General features: G+C 41.0%; 15 protein-coding genes. 14 read left to right on the forward strand and 1 reads right to left on the reverse strand.

Going from position 1 to position 16571, the window contains the following annotated elements; translation table 11 throughout:
- The first annotated feature begins 129 nt into the window (after positions 1-129).
- The 13 genes from C2M25_RS01900 to C2M25_RS01960 all read left to right on the forward strand — a co-directional run bounded on the left by C2M25_RS01900 (position 130) and on the right by C2M25_RS01960 (position 14391).
- A complete protein-coding gene (locus C2M25_RS01900) occupies positions 130-1440 on the forward strand; it encodes a metal-dependent hydrolase family protein (protein WP_105180253.1) in 1311 nt (436 codons plus the stop codon).
- Between the two features lie 8 nt (positions 1441-1448).
- Positions 1449-1853, forward strand: coding sequence for a nuclear transport factor 2 family protein (locus C2M25_RS01905; RefSeq protein WP_063703547.1), 405 nt, complete (start codon positions 1449-1451; stop codon positions 1851-1853).
- A 17-nt stretch (positions 1854-1870) separates the two neighbouring features.
- Positions 1871-3082, forward strand: coding sequence for an ATP-binding protein (locus C2M25_RS01910; RefSeq protein ID WP_105180254.1), 1212 nt, complete (start codon positions 1871-1873; stop codon positions 3080-3082).
- A complete protein-coding gene (locus C2M25_RS01915) occupies positions 3079-3612 on the forward strand; it encodes a response regulator transcription factor (protein WP_105180255.1) in 534 nt (177 codons plus the stop codon). Before C2M25_RS01910 ends, C2M25_RS01915 begins: the two co-directional genes overlap by 4 nt.
- Positions 3613-3764: 152 nt before the next feature.
- A complete protein-coding gene (locus C2M25_RS01920; RefSeq protein WP_063703553.1) occupies positions 3765-4169 on the forward strand; it encodes a DUF1761 domain-containing protein in 405 nt (134 codons plus the stop codon).
- 39 nt (positions 4170-4208) lie between these two features.
- Positions 4209-4460: a hypothetical protein gene (locus tag C2M25_RS01925; protein ID WP_105173418.1), complete on the forward strand. Its 252-nt coding sequence runs from the start codon at positions 4209-4211 to the stop codon at positions 4458-4460.
- Between the two features lie 147 nt (positions 4461-4607).
- Entirely contained in the window at positions 4608-4877 is a 270-nt protein-coding gene (locus C2M25_RS01930; RefSeq protein ID WP_054552127.1) for a CBU_0592 family membrane protein, read from the forward strand.
- 193 nt (positions 4878-5070) lie between these two features.
- The gene (locus tag C2M25_RS01935; RefSeq protein ID WP_234003515.1) at positions 5071-7053 is read left to right on the forward strand and encodes a TonB-dependent receptor plug domain-containing protein; all 1983 of its coding nucleotides are present in this window, start codon (positions 5071-5073) and stop codon (positions 7051-7053) included.
- Between the two features lie 23 nt (positions 7054-7076).
- Complete coding sequence (locus C2M25_RS01940; RefSeq protein WP_105180256.1) at positions 7077-8816, forward strand: sensor histidine kinase; 1740 nt, start codon at positions 7077-7079, stop codon at positions 8814-8816.
- A complete protein-coding gene (locus tag C2M25_RS01945; RefSeq protein WP_105180257.1) occupies positions 8813-10183 on the forward strand; it encodes a sigma-54-dependent transcriptional regulator in 1371 nt (456 codons plus the stop codon). The genes C2M25_RS01940 and C2M25_RS01945 overlap by 4 nt, the downstream gene beginning before the upstream one ends.
- A gap of 213 nt (positions 10184-10396) precedes the next feature.
- Positions 10397-11356: a porin gene (locus tag C2M25_RS01950; RefSeq protein ID WP_063703566.1), complete on the forward strand. Its 960-nt coding sequence runs from the start codon at positions 10397-10399 to the stop codon at positions 11354-11356.
- A 57-nt stretch (positions 11357-11413) separates the two neighbouring features.
- Positions 11414-12844, forward strand: coding sequence for an SLC13 family permease (locus C2M25_RS01955; protein WP_234003518.1), 1431 nt, complete (start codon positions 11414-11416; stop codon positions 12842-12844).
- A 134-nt stretch (positions 12845-12978) separates the two neighbouring features.
- Positions 12979-14391: a coniferyl aldehyde dehydrogenase gene (locus C2M25_RS01960; protein ID WP_105173413.1), complete on the forward strand. Its 1413-nt coding sequence runs from the start codon at positions 12979-12981 to the stop codon at positions 14389-14391.
- Positions 14392-14410: 19 nt separating this feature from the next.
- Here C2M25_RS01960 and C2M25_RS01965 read toward each other — a convergent pair whose 3' ends face one another.
- Complete coding sequence (locus C2M25_RS01965; protein ID WP_105173412.1) at positions 14411-15133, reverse strand: tetratricopeptide repeat protein; 723 nt, start codon at positions 15131-15133, stop codon at positions 14411-14413.
- 546 nt (positions 15134-15679) lie between these two features.
- Here C2M25_RS01965 and C2M25_RS01970 point away from each other — a divergent pair.
- Complete coding sequence (locus C2M25_RS01970) at positions 15680-16528, forward strand: DUF6279 family lipoprotein (protein WP_105180259.1); 849 nt, start codon at positions 15680-15682, stop codon at positions 16526-16528.
- Positions 16529-16571 lie beyond the last annotated feature (43 nt).

Here is a 16571-nt window from a genome sequence, read left to right on the forward strand (position 1 = left end):
AGACTTGTTAAATTTTCCCGAAGTTATATCAAAATTCACTTGTTAACACTAGTTCATTGCTTTGCTATGTCGTAAATAATGGCAATTACCGCGTATTTAAGTTAAACCTAGTATAAAAAAGAGGCGATTATGAAAAAAATAAACCTAAAAATAAGCACATTATCGGTACTGTCTTTATTATCAGCGTTTGCGGTTAATGCACAAACTACACTTATATATGCTGGGAAGGTGCTGGTAGGCACGGAACAAGATGTCAAAGAACAACAAACACTGGTTATTGAAGATAGTAAAATTGCTGCAATAAAAGCAGGCTATTTAACAAAGCAGCAGTTAAACCTCAGTGATGCAGATATTATTGATTTAAAAAATCAGATGGTATTGCCGGGTCTGATTGATATGCATGTTCATGTTACTTTTGAGCGTGATGCAAAACGTAACCCACATCAGTGGACAACTGAATACGAAGCTGACTATGCACTTCGTTCTTTAAAGTACTTACAACGTACGGTTGATGCAGGTTTTACCTCTGTGCGTGACCTAGGTAGCAGCTATCAAGTTATCTTCCCATTAAAGCGAGCGGTTGAACGTGGCGACATTGTTGGCCCGCGCATTTTTGCAGCAGGGGATATGATCACACCGACCGGTGGTCACGGTGATATGCATGGCTATCGCCGTGATATTACCAAAGCGACAGAAGGGGGTGGCTTAGGTGTGTGTGATGGCGCAGCCGATTGTACTCGAGCAGTGCGCGATGTAATTAAAAGCGGTGCCGATGTGATTAAAATAACCGCGACAGGTGGTGTTTTAAGTAATACCGCTGCGGGTGTGAACCAGCAATTTACAGATGAAGAGCTCAGTGCCATTGTTAACACGGCTCATCATTTAGGCCGTAAAGTCACCGCTCATGCTCATGGCACAGAAGGCATAAAAGCAGCGCTTAGAGCGGGGGTTGATTCAATCGAACATGGCTCTTTTTTAGATAAAGACACTGTTAAGCTTTTCAAAAAGCAAAACGCGTATTTAGTTCCAACGTTACTCGCTGGCGCTACAGTAAAAGAAGAAGTACTAAATAACCCAAATATGCCAAAAGCGATTGCTGATAAAGTCGAAGTAGTCGCCCCAAAAATGGAAGCATCGTTTAAATTAGCGTTAAAAAATAACGTTAAAATAGCCTTTGGTACAGATTCAGGCGTATCTAAGCATGGCGATAATGCCAAAGAGTTTGAGTTATTAGTTAAATATGGCATGACACCAAAGCAAGCGATTAAATCAGCTACCGTTGAAGCTGCAAAACTATTAGGTCAAAGTGAAAGCCTTGGTGACTTGAGTGTTGGTAAACAAGCAGATATTATCAGCGTAAATATGAATGTGCTTGATAACATTAGTGAACTTAGTCAGGTTCAGTTTGTTATGAAGGGCGGTAAAGTGCTCAAACAGTAAGGGTTACTATGGGCGGTAAAATTAAAGAGACGTTATTTAATCATTTAATTGATGCAGAACGACAGCTTCTTGAGCCAGAGGTTCGGCAATCTGCTGAAGCGCTTGATGCATTACTAGATGATGATTTTATTGAAATAGCCGCTGATGGCACGTCATTTAATAAGTTCCAAGTTTTAACCCGCCTACCAACTGAGGTGGTACCGCAGTTTTATAATCAACATTTTAAAGGTCGTATGCTCAGTGACGATGTTGCACAGCTAAGCTATCAAGCGGCCTTTAGACGTTCTGCTCGCTCAGAGTTTAACTACTCAGTGCGTATGTCACTGTGGCGTTTTAATGGTAAACAATGGCAAATGGTGTTTCATCAAGGAACGCCTTGTGCTGTTTTTACTATTTCTATGGACGATGATTAAGCTTTAAAGAGTCCGTTATGCAAACCGATCCGGCGATAAGTCGCCTGCTAATTTTAAGAAGCGCCGCAATCGCTGTGCAGTTTGTTGCTGTGATAGCGGTGTATTTTTTATTTGAATACCAAATTCCTTTACTGCCTTTACTTGCTGTTATTTGTGTTGAAGCAATCTTTCAGCTGTTAAGTATATTTGCATATAGAAAAGTAACGAAAGCCAAGCCTGCTGCTGTGTTAATGCAGTTGACAGCAGATTTACTGTTTTTAACTATTTTGCTCTCCTTAAGTGGCGGGGCAACCAATGCGTTTGTTTCTTTATTGCTGTTACCAATAATGATAGCGGCGGTGTCTGTTAATGCAAAAGGGCTTGCCTACACGGCAGTGCTGGCAATCGCCGCTTATAGTTTTTTACTGATAAAAATGCCTGAACACACCATGCACCAAATGCAGATGACTCATCATTTTATTGGTATGTGGATTAACTTTGTTATCAGCGCCATTGTTATTGCTTTTGTTATTGGTACATTAAATAGCACATTAAGAGCGAGAGAAACCACCATTGCACGCACTCGCGAGCAACAATTAAGGCATGAGCAGTTATTAACGCTTGATGGCGCAGCAGCACAAGTAACGCACCAGCTAGCAACGCCAATAGCAAACTTACAGCTGTTATTTGAAGAGCTTAAAGAGCAGCAAGCTAATGATCCCATTGTGCAAGAAATGGCTAAACCATTAGCCCAGTGTAAAGAGCAACTTGAGCACTTTAGAGCACTTTCAAATGCGTTAAGAACCGGTGAAACGAAACAGGAAATTAGCGCTAAAACACTACAAAACACCATTCAAGATGCGATGACACTGCATTTTCCAGAGCAAAGCTTAGTGTGGCTAAATAACGCCCCTGAATGCTCGATTTTAAGTGATGCCATGCTGTTGCCAGCTATTTTAAACTTACTGCAAAACGCTGTAGCGGCAAACAACCACAATCAGCAACACAACATTGAGGCTAAGTGGCAAATCGATAAACAAAAACTTTCATTGTCGTTGCGTGATTTCGGTAAAGGCTTTAGCGAGCAACAAATGGCATCATTAGGCGGTCAGCTTATGCCAAGTAGCGATGGAATGGGGATGGCTGTGATGCTCTCGAATGTCACGTTAGAGCGTTTGAATGGCTCATTAACACTCAGTAATCACCCGCAGCAAGGCGCGATTGCGATGGTTAGTTTAAAAATTGTATGAAACTTTTAATTATTGAAGACGATGAAAATCTTGCCACCACACTGGCAAGGCGCTTCACAAAACAAGGCTTTACATGTGAGCTCGCTCATAACAGTGAGCAAGCTTTACAACAAATAACCACTTTTGAGGCGAGCCACTTTCTAGTGGATTTAAAACTTGGGGATGATAACGGCCTTGCGCTAATTAAACCTTTAAGAGAACAATTTCCTTCAGCGCGTATCGTATTACTCACGGGGTTTGCCAGTATTGCCAGCGCCGTAGAAGCCATACGGCTAGGTGCAGATGACTATTTACCAAAGCCTGTCGATTTTAATTCATTATTAAAAACAATTTTGGGTGATGTTGAATCAGGCGTTTCGTTGGAAAGCACAGAGCCAAGCCAAATAATGTCGCCAGAGCGCCTTGAGTGGGAGCATATTCAACATGTATTGCATAGCAACAATGGTAATATCTCTGAAACTGCGCGCCAACTTAATATGCACAGAAGAACCCTACAACGTAAATTACAGAAAAAACCCGTACAACACTAAATTGATTATTTATTAAACTGAAATAAAGCAGGGTTTAATGCAAAAGTATGGTTTAAGTGTAAATGGGTACAAATCTCAGCCTTTTTGATTTGCCGCATCGCTGATACTTAACTAAAGTCAAATTAACCCTGTTAGTTTTATGAGTCTGGTGTATGCATTTTTCTGAACTTAATTTCTTCGCGATTTTTTTTGCTGCCCTTGCATCTTTCCTATTGGGCGCTGTGTGGTATTCTCCTTGGCTTTTTAAACGTATTTGGATGGAAAGCTGTGGTTTAACTGAGCTTGACCTGCAAAGCATCAACCCGGTTATGGTGTTTGGTGGCAGCTTTGTTTTATGTTGTTTAATTGCCTTTAGTTTATCGTTATTTATTGGTGCAAATGTCAATGTGGGAGTGGCCGTAGGCACTGGCTTCATTATTGGCTTATGTTGGGTAAGCTGTGCCTTAGGGATTGGTTATATCTTTGAACAACGCCCATTAAAATTGTTTTTAGTTAATGCAAGTTATTCAATATTACAGTTTTCTATAATTGGCTTAGTTTTGGGGCTCTGGCCTTAACATGGTAAAGTAAGGTTTTAATTTAGCAATGTAGTTGTCATGGCAAAACCTAACAAAAAAGGCCCGACTAAAACGGTCGATATTTTTTGCTCTCAATGTAAAAGCCAATTATTTAAATACCGCAAAGGTGGAAAGGGCGCGTTGGTTAAATGTTTTGTCGAACGCATTAGCCAAGACTTTACCAATGAAACCGGAACATGCCCTGACTGCCAACGTCAATTCGCCCGCGAAACCATGATCCGCGGCGCACCTGCTCTAAAAATCATCGGTGGTAAGGTGACCCATAAATAGAATTAAAATACGGACATTTATCCTCGTTTCTCCCTCATGCTCTGATACTATTGACCGGTTTGCTGTTTCAATGAATGAAAACAACCCTCCCCATGGATTGGGCCAGTTGTATGGGTATAAACACATGAACAAAATGGATTCACGCACGTGATAGCACTTTTATTTGATATTATTGGCATGACAGGCACATTCTTAGTGGTTGGTGCTTTCTTTTTATTACAACTGAATAAAGCATCGCCAACCGGTCTTGTGTATAACATGATGAACTTAACAGGTGCGATTCTGTTACTGATTAGTCTTTGTTATAACTTTAACCTTGCTAGTTTTGTTATCGAAATTTTCTGGATAGCGGCGTCACTTATTGGTTTATATAAGTACATCAAGGCAAAGCGTACTGGAAATGTTGAAACAGCTTAATTAAGCCTATTTCACTAAACCAGACCTTTTTAAAGACCCATTTACAGCTGAAAATGGGTTTTTTTGTCTCTACTTCTGAGAACTCTTCAACTAAAACTATAAAAACATTGCAAGCTTGCCAATCTTTTGTATTAATAGTGTAAACAAGGTGTTGCTTTTGCAGCATGGGCTTTTAGTACAGGTATCTCGCAGCGTGAAGCTTTTAAGATGTTCAGCACTTTTTTCAATTGCAGTTGCCTCAACCATTCCACTGGTTGCAAACGCAACAGACGAGCAAGACTTATTCTCTTTAAGTTTTGAAGACTTGCTTGATGTTCAAGTCGATATTGCTAGTAAAACCAGCGAAACCCTGTCTTCTGTTCCCTCGACAATGAGTGTATTTAGCCGTAAACAAATTCAAGCACTTGGTGTTGATAACGCTTATGAAGTAATGAATTTTGTGCCAGGTATGCAATCAACCCGTGGTGATTGGGTTGGTGCCGTGCCTAAAGATCATGCTCGGGGAGTGTATCTTGATAGCGGTAATGTACTGGTGATGATCAATGGTGAGCGAGTCAATGAATCATCATTTGGTAAAGCCTCTGTTTACATGCCTTATATCCCTATTGAAGTGATCGAAAAAATAGAGTTTATTCGCGGCCCCGGCTCGGCGCTATATGGCAGTAATGCGTTTTTAGGGGTGATGAATATTGTTACCTCTAAAGAACGAAACGCACTGCAACTTGTGGTTGGCAACAATGGTCGCTATGGGGCAACAGGGCAGTTTAATACCTCCTTTAGTGATGATACATCACTCTTTGCGAGTATTTCTTATGATCAAAAAGACGGTGAAAGCTATCCGCAAGGGGTAAAAGATCCTCTTGAGGCGCTTTATTTAGAAGCGGGTGTTGATTACAAAAAGCTTAAACTACGCGCGCGTTACAACGAAACCTCTCTTGATGAGTTTTTAAACCTTGCTGGCTATTCAACACAAAACCAACACACCAGTGATAACACCTTTGTTGGCATTAAATATAACTGGGTTAATAACGATAAGTTAAAACTAGACTCTAGTTACTCGTACACCAAACATAATATCTCAAGTGCTGGTTTAATCGCTGCATTTGACGATATACCTGACTTTTTACTTGGCCCAGCTTGGCAAACAACCGATAGCAAATTTGAGACTGAACTGAGTTATCAGTTTGAAAATCAATGGCAGCTTGCTGCGGGTATAGAATACGCAGAGGCTAAACAAGTCGAAGCAGGGGTGCGTACTAGTTACTATGATGATGAGTCGATGTTAGTCATTATTGATCCCGCTTATTATCAGCAAGGTATTGTGACTGTGATGGACTTTCCTGAATTTGCATCACTTAAGTATACCTTCGAAACATATAGCGCCTACGGGCAGTTAAAAATACCTTATTCAGATGCACTTACTTTATTTGTAGGGGCTCGCTATGACGATGTGAAAGACATCGACAGTAAATTCTCGCCTCGTCTTGCCGCTGTTTATGTAATAAACCCAGAGCATACTGTGAAAGTGCAATATGGCGAATCGTTCAGAACTCCGGTTACTAATGAGCTTTTTTCAAATGATGATGTCACCGTAGGCAACCCATCACTTCGCTCTGAGTCGGTAAAAACGACTGAGCTTGTTTGGCATTATCAAACCTCAGAGTTACAAGCTAATGCTGTGCTTTTTTATAATGAACTCAATGATTTTATTAACATTGAGCCAACACAATCTACGGACGCTTTGTTTACATTTGCAAATTCATTTAATACCCAAAACAGTGGTATCGAGCTTGATGGCACTTGGCAATCAAGTAAAGAGTTCTCTGTAACGGGCACTTATACGCAATACTTTGAAGATCCAATTAATGCGAGCTTTAAACGTTTTGCAAGCTTAGTGAGTAGTTATAACTTATCTGACAGTTGGCAAGTGAGTTTAAACCTATTGTGGCGTGATAAAGTTGAGGTAAGTTCAGTTACCGGTGCTCACTTCAAACAGTCGGCCTATAGCTTAGTCGGTGGTAGTGTAAAATGGCAGTTAAACGCCAATAGCCAACTTATGCTGAAAGCTGAAAACATATTCGGCAAAAAATATAACGTGTTTGATCCTCGAATGGACAATGGCGCAGTCGCTGGTACAAGCGAAGATTTATCGTTACACTACCAGTTCAATTTCTAGTTGCGCTGCTCGCAAAGGTTTGAATGTCGTCATTAAGTAAAAAGTTAGTTATTGCAGGTGCAATGCTTTTGTTGTTGCTTGTGTTAGTTTTTTACGTTGGACGCGCTCACGATTATCAACAAGCAGAGCAACAAAGTCGCGTACAAGCGACTCAGTTAAGTCATTATTTCTCAAGTGAATTAGCCCGATTTAAAACCATTCCTACCCTAGTGAGCGCCAATGATTTAGTTAAATCTTTTGTTGTAAAGCAAGGGATTGGCGAGCAAGCCGTTAATTATTATTTAGAAGATATTCAACGTGCCAGTGGTGCATCTGATGTCTATTTGATGGATTTAACAGGCTCAGTTGTGGCAAGTAGTAATTGGCAGGTTGATTACACCTTTTTGGGCAGCAACTTTGCTTTTAGGCCTTATTTTTATTTAGCCAAGCAAGGTGAAAAAGTTGCTTATTTTGCTTTGGGCATGCGATCAAGTGAGCGAGGCATATACTTTTCAGAGCCGGTTATCGATGAAGGTAACGTTATTGCCGTTGTCACTTTAAAAGTGAATGCGAAAAAGTTTGAACAAGACCGTCAGCTTCTTAATGCATCAGACAGCACTCATTTTTATATCGCATTAGAAGACAGTGTTATTGTGATGTCAGACGTTGAGGATTGGCGCTTAAAAGCACTTACATCACTTAATGATGAACAAATGGCCGCTTTGATTAAGTCGCGGCGCTACTTGTCTCATAAACCGAGTTTACTGGCTTATACTAATAAGCCATTAAGTGAACAGACCGCTCAGCAAAATATACAACTTGATGGCAAACAAGCGCGCTTTATCAGCGCTTCAGAAAAAATAGCGATTATTAACGCTAACGCCACTGTGCTGGTGGATGTAACGAATGTAGAACTTGCACAAATTCCAAGGCTTTTGTGGTTTAGTGTGTTTTATGCCATTGCCGTGGTGTTAATTCATATGGCTATGGTGCGTTTTGCGGGCTATAAAAAGCTTCTGTTTTCAAGGCACAGCCTTGAGCAAGAAGTGATCGAGCGAACTCAAGCGCTCGAAAAAGCCCAAAAAGCGCTGATCCAAACAGCTAAACTTGCAACGATAGGTCAATTAAGTGCGGGCATTAACCATGAAATCAATCAGCCACTAAGTGCCATGAATACATATTTAGTGAGTGCAAAACGGTTACTTATTAAAGGCAATATTGAGCAAGCCAGCGAAAATTTAGTGCTGGTTCAGTCACTCATAGAGCGTGTCCATAAGATTGTCGCGCAGCTTAAGCATTTTAGTAAACCTGCGCAAACTCAATTGAGGCAGCAAAGCTTAGCGAGCATGTTAAAGAATGCTTTAATGATTGCCAGCGCTCAACTTAAGCAAGACGATATCGAGGTAAAAGCCGCTGATATTGACGCAAACATCACCGTGTGGGTCGACAGCGTTAAGTTTGAACAAGTCTTGGTAAACGTGATCACCAATGCCAGCCAAGCAATGAGTGAATCTGAAAAGCGCGAATTGAGCTTCGAGCTCGAACTATTCGACGACCGCGTAAAACTCTCTATTCTTGATACGGGCCCGGGTATCGATCAACACGCATTAGGTAACATCTTTGAGCCATTTTACAGTACTAAAACCAGCAATGGTTTAGGTTTGGGCTTATCTATTTCACGGCAAATTATCGACTCATTTAATGGTCGATTATCTGCGCACAACCGCCCTGAAGGCGGCGCACAATTTATAATAACCTTACAAACAAATAAGGAACCCTCATGAGTGAAGTTGCAGCGACCTGTAATCAGGTAATCGTTATTGATGACGAAGCGGTGATCCGCGATTCATTAAAGCAGCTCCTTGAGATTGAAGGTTATCAAGTTCAGTGTTTTAGTGAGCCAACGGCGGCACTTTCAAAATTAAGTCGTCGTTTTGAAGGGATTGTTTTAAGCGATATAAACATGCCCAAAATGGACGGTTTGGCATTTTTAGAACAAGTTAAAGCCTTTGATAGCGAACTGCCGGTTATTTTCCTGACTGGCTTTGCTGATGTGTCTGTGGCCGTTAAAGCCATGCAACTTGGCGCATATGATTTATTTGAAAAACCACTGACAGAGCAATTGTTAGACTGTATCGCGCGCGCTTCAGAAAAACGTGCTTTAGTGATGGAAAACCGAGCCTTAAAAATTGCCGTAGAGAAAACCTCTGCACCTGGTGTGCGAATTTTAGGTGAAACCGAGCAAATGCAACAAATGATGCATTTACTCAATGCGGTAATCGATACCCCCGCCGATGTGCTTATAGAAGGTGAAACAGGCACGGGTAAGGAGTTAGTCGCTCGTTACTTGCACGATCAAAGTAATAGATCTGCGGCTAATTTTGTTGCCATAAACTGCGGTGCAATCCCTGAGCAACTTATCGAAAGCGAACTCTTTGGTGCAGCTAGTGGCGCATACACTGGGGCAACACAATCTCGCCAAGGTAAGTTTGAATTTGCCAAAGGCGGCACTGTCTTTTTAGATGAAATAGAGTCAACGCCCGCAAGTTTACAAGTAAAGTTATTAAGGGTACTTGAAGAGCGAAAAGTAACGCCTGTAGGTGATAACCATGCTATTGATTTAGACGTGCGTATTGTTGCTGCCACCAAAGTTGATTTAATGAGCTTAGTTGAAGCAGGGGATTTCAGAGCTGATTTATATTACCGCTTAAACTTAGTAAAAGTGAGCATCCCGGCATTACGTGATAGAAAAGCTGATATTCCACTGCTGTTTAAGCATTTTAGCTCGATAGCAGCGACACGTTTTCATAAACCACCTGCACCACTAAGTAGTGAAGCAAAGCAGCGACTCCTTGCTTATGATTGGCCGGGAAATGTGCGAGAGCTTAGAAATCAGGCTGAACGTGCGGTATTGCTAGGTTCTGATTTGGCTTTTGCTTCTTATAGTGATACAAACAATGAAAACGAACTTGCTCAGGATTTAAGTCTTGCCGAGAAGATTAGCTTTTATGAGCAGTCACTCATCGAAGAAGCGTTAGAGCGAAACAACGGCAGCATAAAAGACACCATGGTCACATTACAAATTGCACGTAAAACCCTCTACGACAAGATGAGCAAATACGGTATTAATCGCGAAATGTTCAAAGATTAAACAAATCTCTCACATTAAACGCTTCACAATGGGTGGAACTGGTGACAGCACAGGTTTAAAAATGTGTGGAGATCCACCCATAAAAGCCAGCCTAAAAAATGTCAATAAAGTTAAATTACTGTTATTTAAGGGTTTTTATTAAATTATCTAAGTTGGCAACCAACTTGCCTTACTAGTTAGGAACAACAATTTGAACCTAATAAGGGGCGCATAATGACAACAATATTCACTCATACAAAAACACGTGTAGCAGCGGCAGTAGTGTTAGCGAGCACAGCAGGCTCAGCAATGGCAGCAGATTACGCGGTATACGGTAAAGCAGAAGTTCAAATAGCAAACACAGATACAGGCGTTATGCGTTATGCAGAAGAGGGCACTCAAATCGAAGCCCCTTTCTCGCGTATTGGTATTAAAGGTAGCCACAAATTAACTGAGTCACTTAAAGCAGTATTCAAATACGAAGTACAAGTAAAAGGCTTTGAGCATGATGATACTGATGAGCCATTTTCAGCTCGTAATACTTACTTAGGTCTTGCTGGCGATTTTGGTGAAGTCGTTGTAGGCCGTAACGACACCCGTTTTAAATATTCTGAAGGTAAAGTTGACGGCTTTAACGAAACCCAAGCTGATATCGCTCAGCTGATCCCTGGTCAAGACCGTATCGGCGATACCATTACTTACAGCTCAAAAACGTATGGTGGCGCATCACTTGCGCTAACTTATGCACCAAAAGATGATAGCAGCAATGATGAATCTGGTTATGCTGCAACGGTTATTTATGGTGACCGTGCATTAAAATCTAAAGACTACTATGTCGCTATCAGCCATGTTGATGCACTAAATAAGTTAACAGCAAGCCGTGTGGTTGCCGCATGGAAACATGAAAACCTACAGTTAGCAGGTTTATTCCAACGCAGTGAATCTACCGACGGTACGAAAGAAGGCAATGGTTATGCAATTAGTGCAAGCTACGCAATCGATAAATGGGTACCGAAACTGCAATACGTTAAAGACGACTCAAAGATCCGCCATGCTGAAGAAGGTAAACAATGGACAGCAGGTGTTGACTATAACTTCGATAAACAAACTACAGCATACTTATTCTATACTGATTTAGATTTAGAACTTGAATCAGACAACAGCGTTGCACTTGGCCTTAAATACAAGTTCTAAGGAGTCGGTATGTCATTAGTAAATCAAACAAAAGATGGCTCACAGCCACGCCCATTAATGAGCACAGTAATGTTACTGCTAGGCCCATTAGTGATGTTATTAACTTGCTTAATTGATCCACCAGCGGGTATGAGCGTACCAGCACTACGTACCGCAGGCCTTGCATTTTGGATGGCTTCTTGGTGGGTAAGCGAAGTTGTGCCAATTCCTGCTACTTCATTATTGCCACTGGTTATATCACCTCTTGCTGATATTGCAGCAATCAAAGGGGTCGCGTCACCTTATGCACACCCTTTGATCTTTTTATTCTTAGGCGGCTTTTTGATCTCAATCGCGATGGAGCGTTGGGGTTTACATAAGCGCATTGCACTTAATACTATGCTTCGTGCTGGTACTAAGCCAAGCCTACAAATTTTAGCCATGATGTTAGTAACGGCATTTTTATCAATGTGGATGTCAAATACAGCGACCGCTGTGATGATGTTACCGATTGCTATGTCGATTACTATGTTGGTTAAACAGTCTAACCCTGATAATGACCAATTTGGTAAAGCATTATTATTATCAATTGCTTACGGTGCAAGTATCGGTGGTATTGCTACTTTAATTGGTACACCACCCAATGCATTAATGGCTGCGTATTTATCAGACAGCTACAAGATTGATATTGGCTTTGCTGAGTGGATGAAAGTCGGTGTACCACTTGCGTCCGTGATGCTTATTTTATGCTGGGTGTGGCTAACTAAATTTGCCTACAAAGTAGATACACAATGTGCAAAAGCAGCGAGTAAAGATACTAAATCGTTATTCTTATCGCAGTTACAAGAGCTTGGTGCAATGCAACGCGCTGAAAAAGGCGTAGCAGCCGTGTTTGTTTTAGCGGCAGTATGCTGGATCTTCAGGCCTCTACTGGCTGATTTTTCAGGCTTGAAAATCTTTGATACCGGGATTGCTATAGCGGCAGCATTATTGCTGTTCGTGTTACCAGCAAACAAAGGTGATGGTGAGCGTATTCTTGATTGGGAAAGTGCCGCTAAAGTACCTTGGGGCGTGTTGCTATTATTCGGTGGTGGTTTAACACTGGCTGCGCAAATTAAATCTTCAGGTCTTGCTGAATACATTGCTCACATGATTGAAGGGGCGAGTGCAATTCCATTGGTATTAAGTGTACTTGCAGTGGCAACCCTTATTACTTTCTTAACTGAGATCACCAGTAACACAGCCACAGCGGCAGGTTTCTTACCACTATTAGGCCCAGTTGCTGAGTCAGTATTTGGTACACCGCTTGTATGGGTTATTCCAGCGGCTATTGCATGTAGCTGTGCGTTTATGATGCCAGTTGCGACGCCGCCGAATGCGATAGTGTTTGGCTCTGGGCAAATACAAATGCGCGATATGATCCGCTCTGGTTTTGCACTGAACATTATTGCTATTGCGATGATCACATTAGTGACCATGACTATTGCGGCAGTGGTCTTTGGCTTTTAGTTAAGCCTTTAAGTTTTCAACCTATTCCAACCAATAACAGCGCTCACTTTGAGCGCTGTTTTTACATTTATAAAGTTGCTCAGATAAATTTAGCTCGTTATAGTGGCTAAAATCGTTTATCAAGAGATGATGTTTTGACTGATATACACGCACAATTACAGAGCGAATTTATAAAACTCAATAACGCCTTTTTGGCAGACCCTTATTTAGCGATTGATAAGCGTATTAAGCTGTTAAAAACGATAAAATCCCGCCTTATAGACAATGAGCAAGCTCTAGTTGCAGCAACAAGCAAAGACTTTGGTTACCGTACTGAATTCGATACGGTACTCGGTGATTTACTGCCAACGGTAAAATCATTAACTGACATCATCAAGCGCTTACCTAAATGGTCACGAAACGAATCGCGCAGTGTAGGTATTAGTTTATGGCCTTCATCGGCACATATTCATTACCAGCCTAAAGGAGTCGTGGGTGTTATTGCGCCGTGGAATTACCCCATTCAATTAGCATTAGTACCGGCTATTAGCGCATTAGCCGCGGGTAATCGCGTGATGTTAAAACTGAGCGAATTCACCCCACATACCAATGCTGTTATTAAGCAGATAATGGAAGATGCACTTGCTGAGCACTGTATTATTGTTGAAGGCGAAGCCGACACCGCGGCGGCGTTTTGCGATTTACCTTTTGCTCATTTACTGTTTACGGGATCTACATCAGTAGGGCGTAAAGTGATGCAAGCGGCCAGTAAGAACCTCACCCCAGTTACCCTTGAGTTAGGCGGTAAATCACCGGTGGTAATTCTTGATGATGTGAATATCAAAGAGGCTGCAAAAACTCTGTTATTTGGCAAGTTAAACAACGCAGGGCAAATATGTGTTGCGCCTGATTATGTGTTTGTGCCCAAAAAGCTTGAGCATCAGTTAGTACTACAACTCAGTGAGCTATATAAAAAGCATTTCAAACAAGGTGTTGAAGGTAAGAACCTCACCTCGATTGTCTCTGATAGGCAATATCAGCGTTTAATTGTAACCTTGCAGGATGCAAAAGACAAAGGGGCTCAAGTATTCGAGCCAATAGAAGGGCATCAAGTTGATGAACTCAAACATCGCATGGGGTTACATATTTTAACGCAAGTTAATGATGATATGCGGGTCATGCAAGATGAGATCTTTGGTCCTTTACTGCCAATTGTGAGTTATGAATCTCTGCAGCAAGTGATTGACACAATTAATGCCGACTCATCACCGCTTGCCTTGTATCTTTTCGGCCATGATAAAGACAAAATCAGCAAGTTAAGTTCAGCAATCAGAAGTGGTACATTGGCAATTAACGATGTATTGATGCAGGTAACAGCAGACCAGTTACCATTTGGCGGTATTGGTGAGTCAGGGATGGGGCACTATCATGGCATTGAAGGCTTTAAAACATTTAGCCATGCACGAAATACCCTAGTATCAGGTAAGTTTAATCCACGTACCAGCTTATTGTTAAAGCAAAATAAGTTGCTGATAAAACTATTAAAATGGATGTACTTGCGCCGTTAAGCGCAAGTACTATGCCTACTTATAAACGCCCGTCAGGTGCGTATAAACCAGCCTGTATTTTTGCATAAATTGCGTCTGCTTTTTCTTTCGCAGCTTCAATTTCTGCTGGCATCATATTGCGCTCATCAAGCTTACGACTATGGCTTGCATCCATGTTGCCGTTGTATTCCGCAATGGTATTCCAAATGTATGATTTCTCGAGGTTCTTAGGAACTCCTAAACCTTCGTAATACATCAATGCCATATTGAACTGAGCAAGAGTAAAGTTATTTGCTGCCGCCTTTTGGTACCAGCTGAGTGCTGTGCGGTAATCTTGAATTACCCCTTCGCCATTGGCGTACATAACCCCTAAATTAAACTGAGCTGCTGGGTGATTTTTTTGTGATGCCATTTCATATAATGAAATGGCTTTTTCTTTATCAAGTTTGACACCTTTACCTTCTTGATAAAGTACACCTAATGCAAACATTGAATCAGCATGTACTTTTTTTACTGCCTTTTCGTACAACTCTGCTGCTTTACGGTAGTCGCGTTGCACACCAAAGCCACCTTCGTACATTTTAGCAAGCTCATACATTGCAGGGGCATAACCTTTGTCTGCAAGGTAATTAAATTCATGAAGCGCTTCTTCAAAACGACCTTCATTTGCCGCTAATTGGGCATCTTCAAGACTGGCATTTGCTAAAGGTGACAAGATTAACGTGCTAGCGAGCAATAGTGATTTAAAATTAGGCTTGAGCATAGTCTGCCTCCAAATGTGTGTTAGGTATCAATAACAAAGCATTGAGCTATTGATAAAATGCATTGCCAAACAGCCACTGAGCAAAACATCACTTTTAGTTTAGACCCAACAGCTGCAAATGCCCAATTTATAGACAGCGGCAAGCTTTGCAATTAACAAGTAGGCTTAAGATACAGATTTTACAGAAAAATTAAAGAAATAAAAAAAGCCCGTAGCGGGCTTTTTCGTGTCATATCTACCGTCACCGATATGAGCAATGTAGCAAGTAAAGTGTAACGTTTTATGTCTATGTTTGGGTCGAGGAAACAGACGACAATCAAGAGTTACGTCTTGAACTAACTTGGCAAAACAGCATCAAAGCCTTTAACAGTATGATGTTGCTGTGAGAATAGTTTAGCGAACCAAGTTGTTGATAACGATTATTACTTAGGTTTAATCGTTCGTCAACACCTAAATGATAATTAATTTCATTTAATTGCAGTTGCTGAATTTTTGTTCTTAGTGGTAAGTTTACTTTGTTTTGAAACAGGATTTTAAAAAACTACAATGAAAAAGCTATCAAAGTATCTAATCGTATTTAGTTTATTGTTTACAGTAGCGGGGTGTTCTCCTAGCTTTACTTACAATAATTTAGGTTGGTTATCAGGATTTTGGATTGATGATTATGTCGATCTCAACAGTGACCAAGCTGACAAATTTGAGCATATTGTTAAAAGCAGCCGCGATTGGCATCGAGAAACACAACTTCCTTTATACAAACGTGATCTTGAAAGCTTAAAGACTATGTTAGATAAGCAAGTTGACCATAACGAACTTAAAGCACACTTTGTACAAGCAAAGCAGCATTGGCAAACGCTGGTTGATAAAATCGAGCCTGAACTTATCGATTTAGCAAACGCTCTTTCTTATGAACAGCGAGTTGAGTTTGTTGCAGCACTGCAAGAAAACATTAACGATGAATACCAAGAGCACGAAGAGAAAACGCCAGAGCAACATAGAAAAGAACGTTTAGAAGAAAACCTTGAAAACTACAAAGAGTGGTTCGGTACTAAGCTTTCTTCACAGCAAAAAACACTGATAGAGAACTCATCAAATACGCGAGTCAGTACATTCTTACTGTGGATGCAGTACAAGCAAAAGCGTTTAGATGCATTAAAAGCGCTATTTATGCAAAAGCAAAAACCAGCAGATTTTGATAGTCAACTCGCTGTTATCATTAATGACCGTTTTGCATTTATGAGCGATGAGTTAGTTGCCGCCGATGATAAAAATCTCGATAACTACGTTAACCTACTATTGGAGCTAAAACCTACATTAACCGATAAACAGCGTCGTAACGTACGCGATGAGTTTGATGAGTTAATTGAAGAGGTCAGTGACTTAATTAATGATTAGCTGCTAGGTGCTCGCTGTGTTTGGAAGCGCTTTAAAACCGCTG

Source organism: Pseudoalteromonas sp. T1lg21 (genome assembly GCF_002964625.1).
Classification (GTDB): domain Bacteria; phylum Pseudomonadota; class Gammaproteobacteria; order Enterobacterales; family Alteromonadaceae; genus Pseudoalteromonas; species Pseudoalteromonas gelatinilytica.

Bases quoted from the DNA above. Each gene is read 5' to 3' on its own strand.
- C2M25_RS01900 (WP_105180253.1), top strand. From the start codon at position 130: ATGAAAAAAATAAACCTAAAAATAAGCACATTATCGGTACTGTCTTTA.
- C2M25_RS01905 (WP_063703547.1), top strand. From the start codon at position 1,449: ATGGGCGGTAAAATTAAAGAGACGTTATTTAATCATTTAATTGATGCA.
- C2M25_RS01910 (WP_105180254.1), top strand. From the start codon at position 1,871: ATGCAAACCGATCCGGCGATAAGTCGCCTGCTAATTTTAAGAAGCGCC.
- C2M25_RS01915 (WP_105180255.1), top strand. From the start codon at position 3,079: ATGAAACTTTTAATTATTGAAGACGATGAAAATCTTGCCACCACACTG.
- C2M25_RS01920 (WP_063703553.1), top strand. From the start codon at position 3,765: ATGCATTTTTCTGAACTTAATTTCTTCGCGATTTTTTTTGCTGCCCTT.
- C2M25_RS01925 (WP_105173418.1), top strand. From the start codon at position 4,209: ATGGCAAAACCTAACAAAAAAGGCCCGACTAAAACGGTCGATATTTTT.
- C2M25_RS01940 (WP_105180256.1), top strand. From the start codon at position 7,077: ATGTCGTCATTAAGTAAAAAGTTAGTTATTGCAGGTGCAATGCTTTTG.
- C2M25_RS01945 (WP_105180257.1), top strand. From the start codon at position 8,813: ATGAGTGAAGTTGCAGCGACCTGTAATCAGGTAATCGTTATTGATGAC.
- C2M25_RS01950 (WP_063703566.1), top strand. From the start codon at position 10,397: ATGACAACAATATTCACTCATACAAAAACACGTGTAGCAGCGGCAGTA.
- C2M25_RS01955 (WP_234003518.1), top strand. From the start codon at position 11,414: ATGAGCACAGTAATGTTACTGCTAGGCCCATTAGTGATGTTATTAACT.
- C2M25_RS01965 (WP_105173412.1), bottom strand. From the start codon at position 15,133: ATGCTCAAGCCTAATTTTAAATCACTATTGCTCGCTAGCACGTTAATC.
- C2M25_RS01970 (WP_105180259.1), top strand. From the start codon at position 15,680: ATGAAAAAGCTATCAAAGTATCTAATCGTATTTAGTTTATTGTTTACA.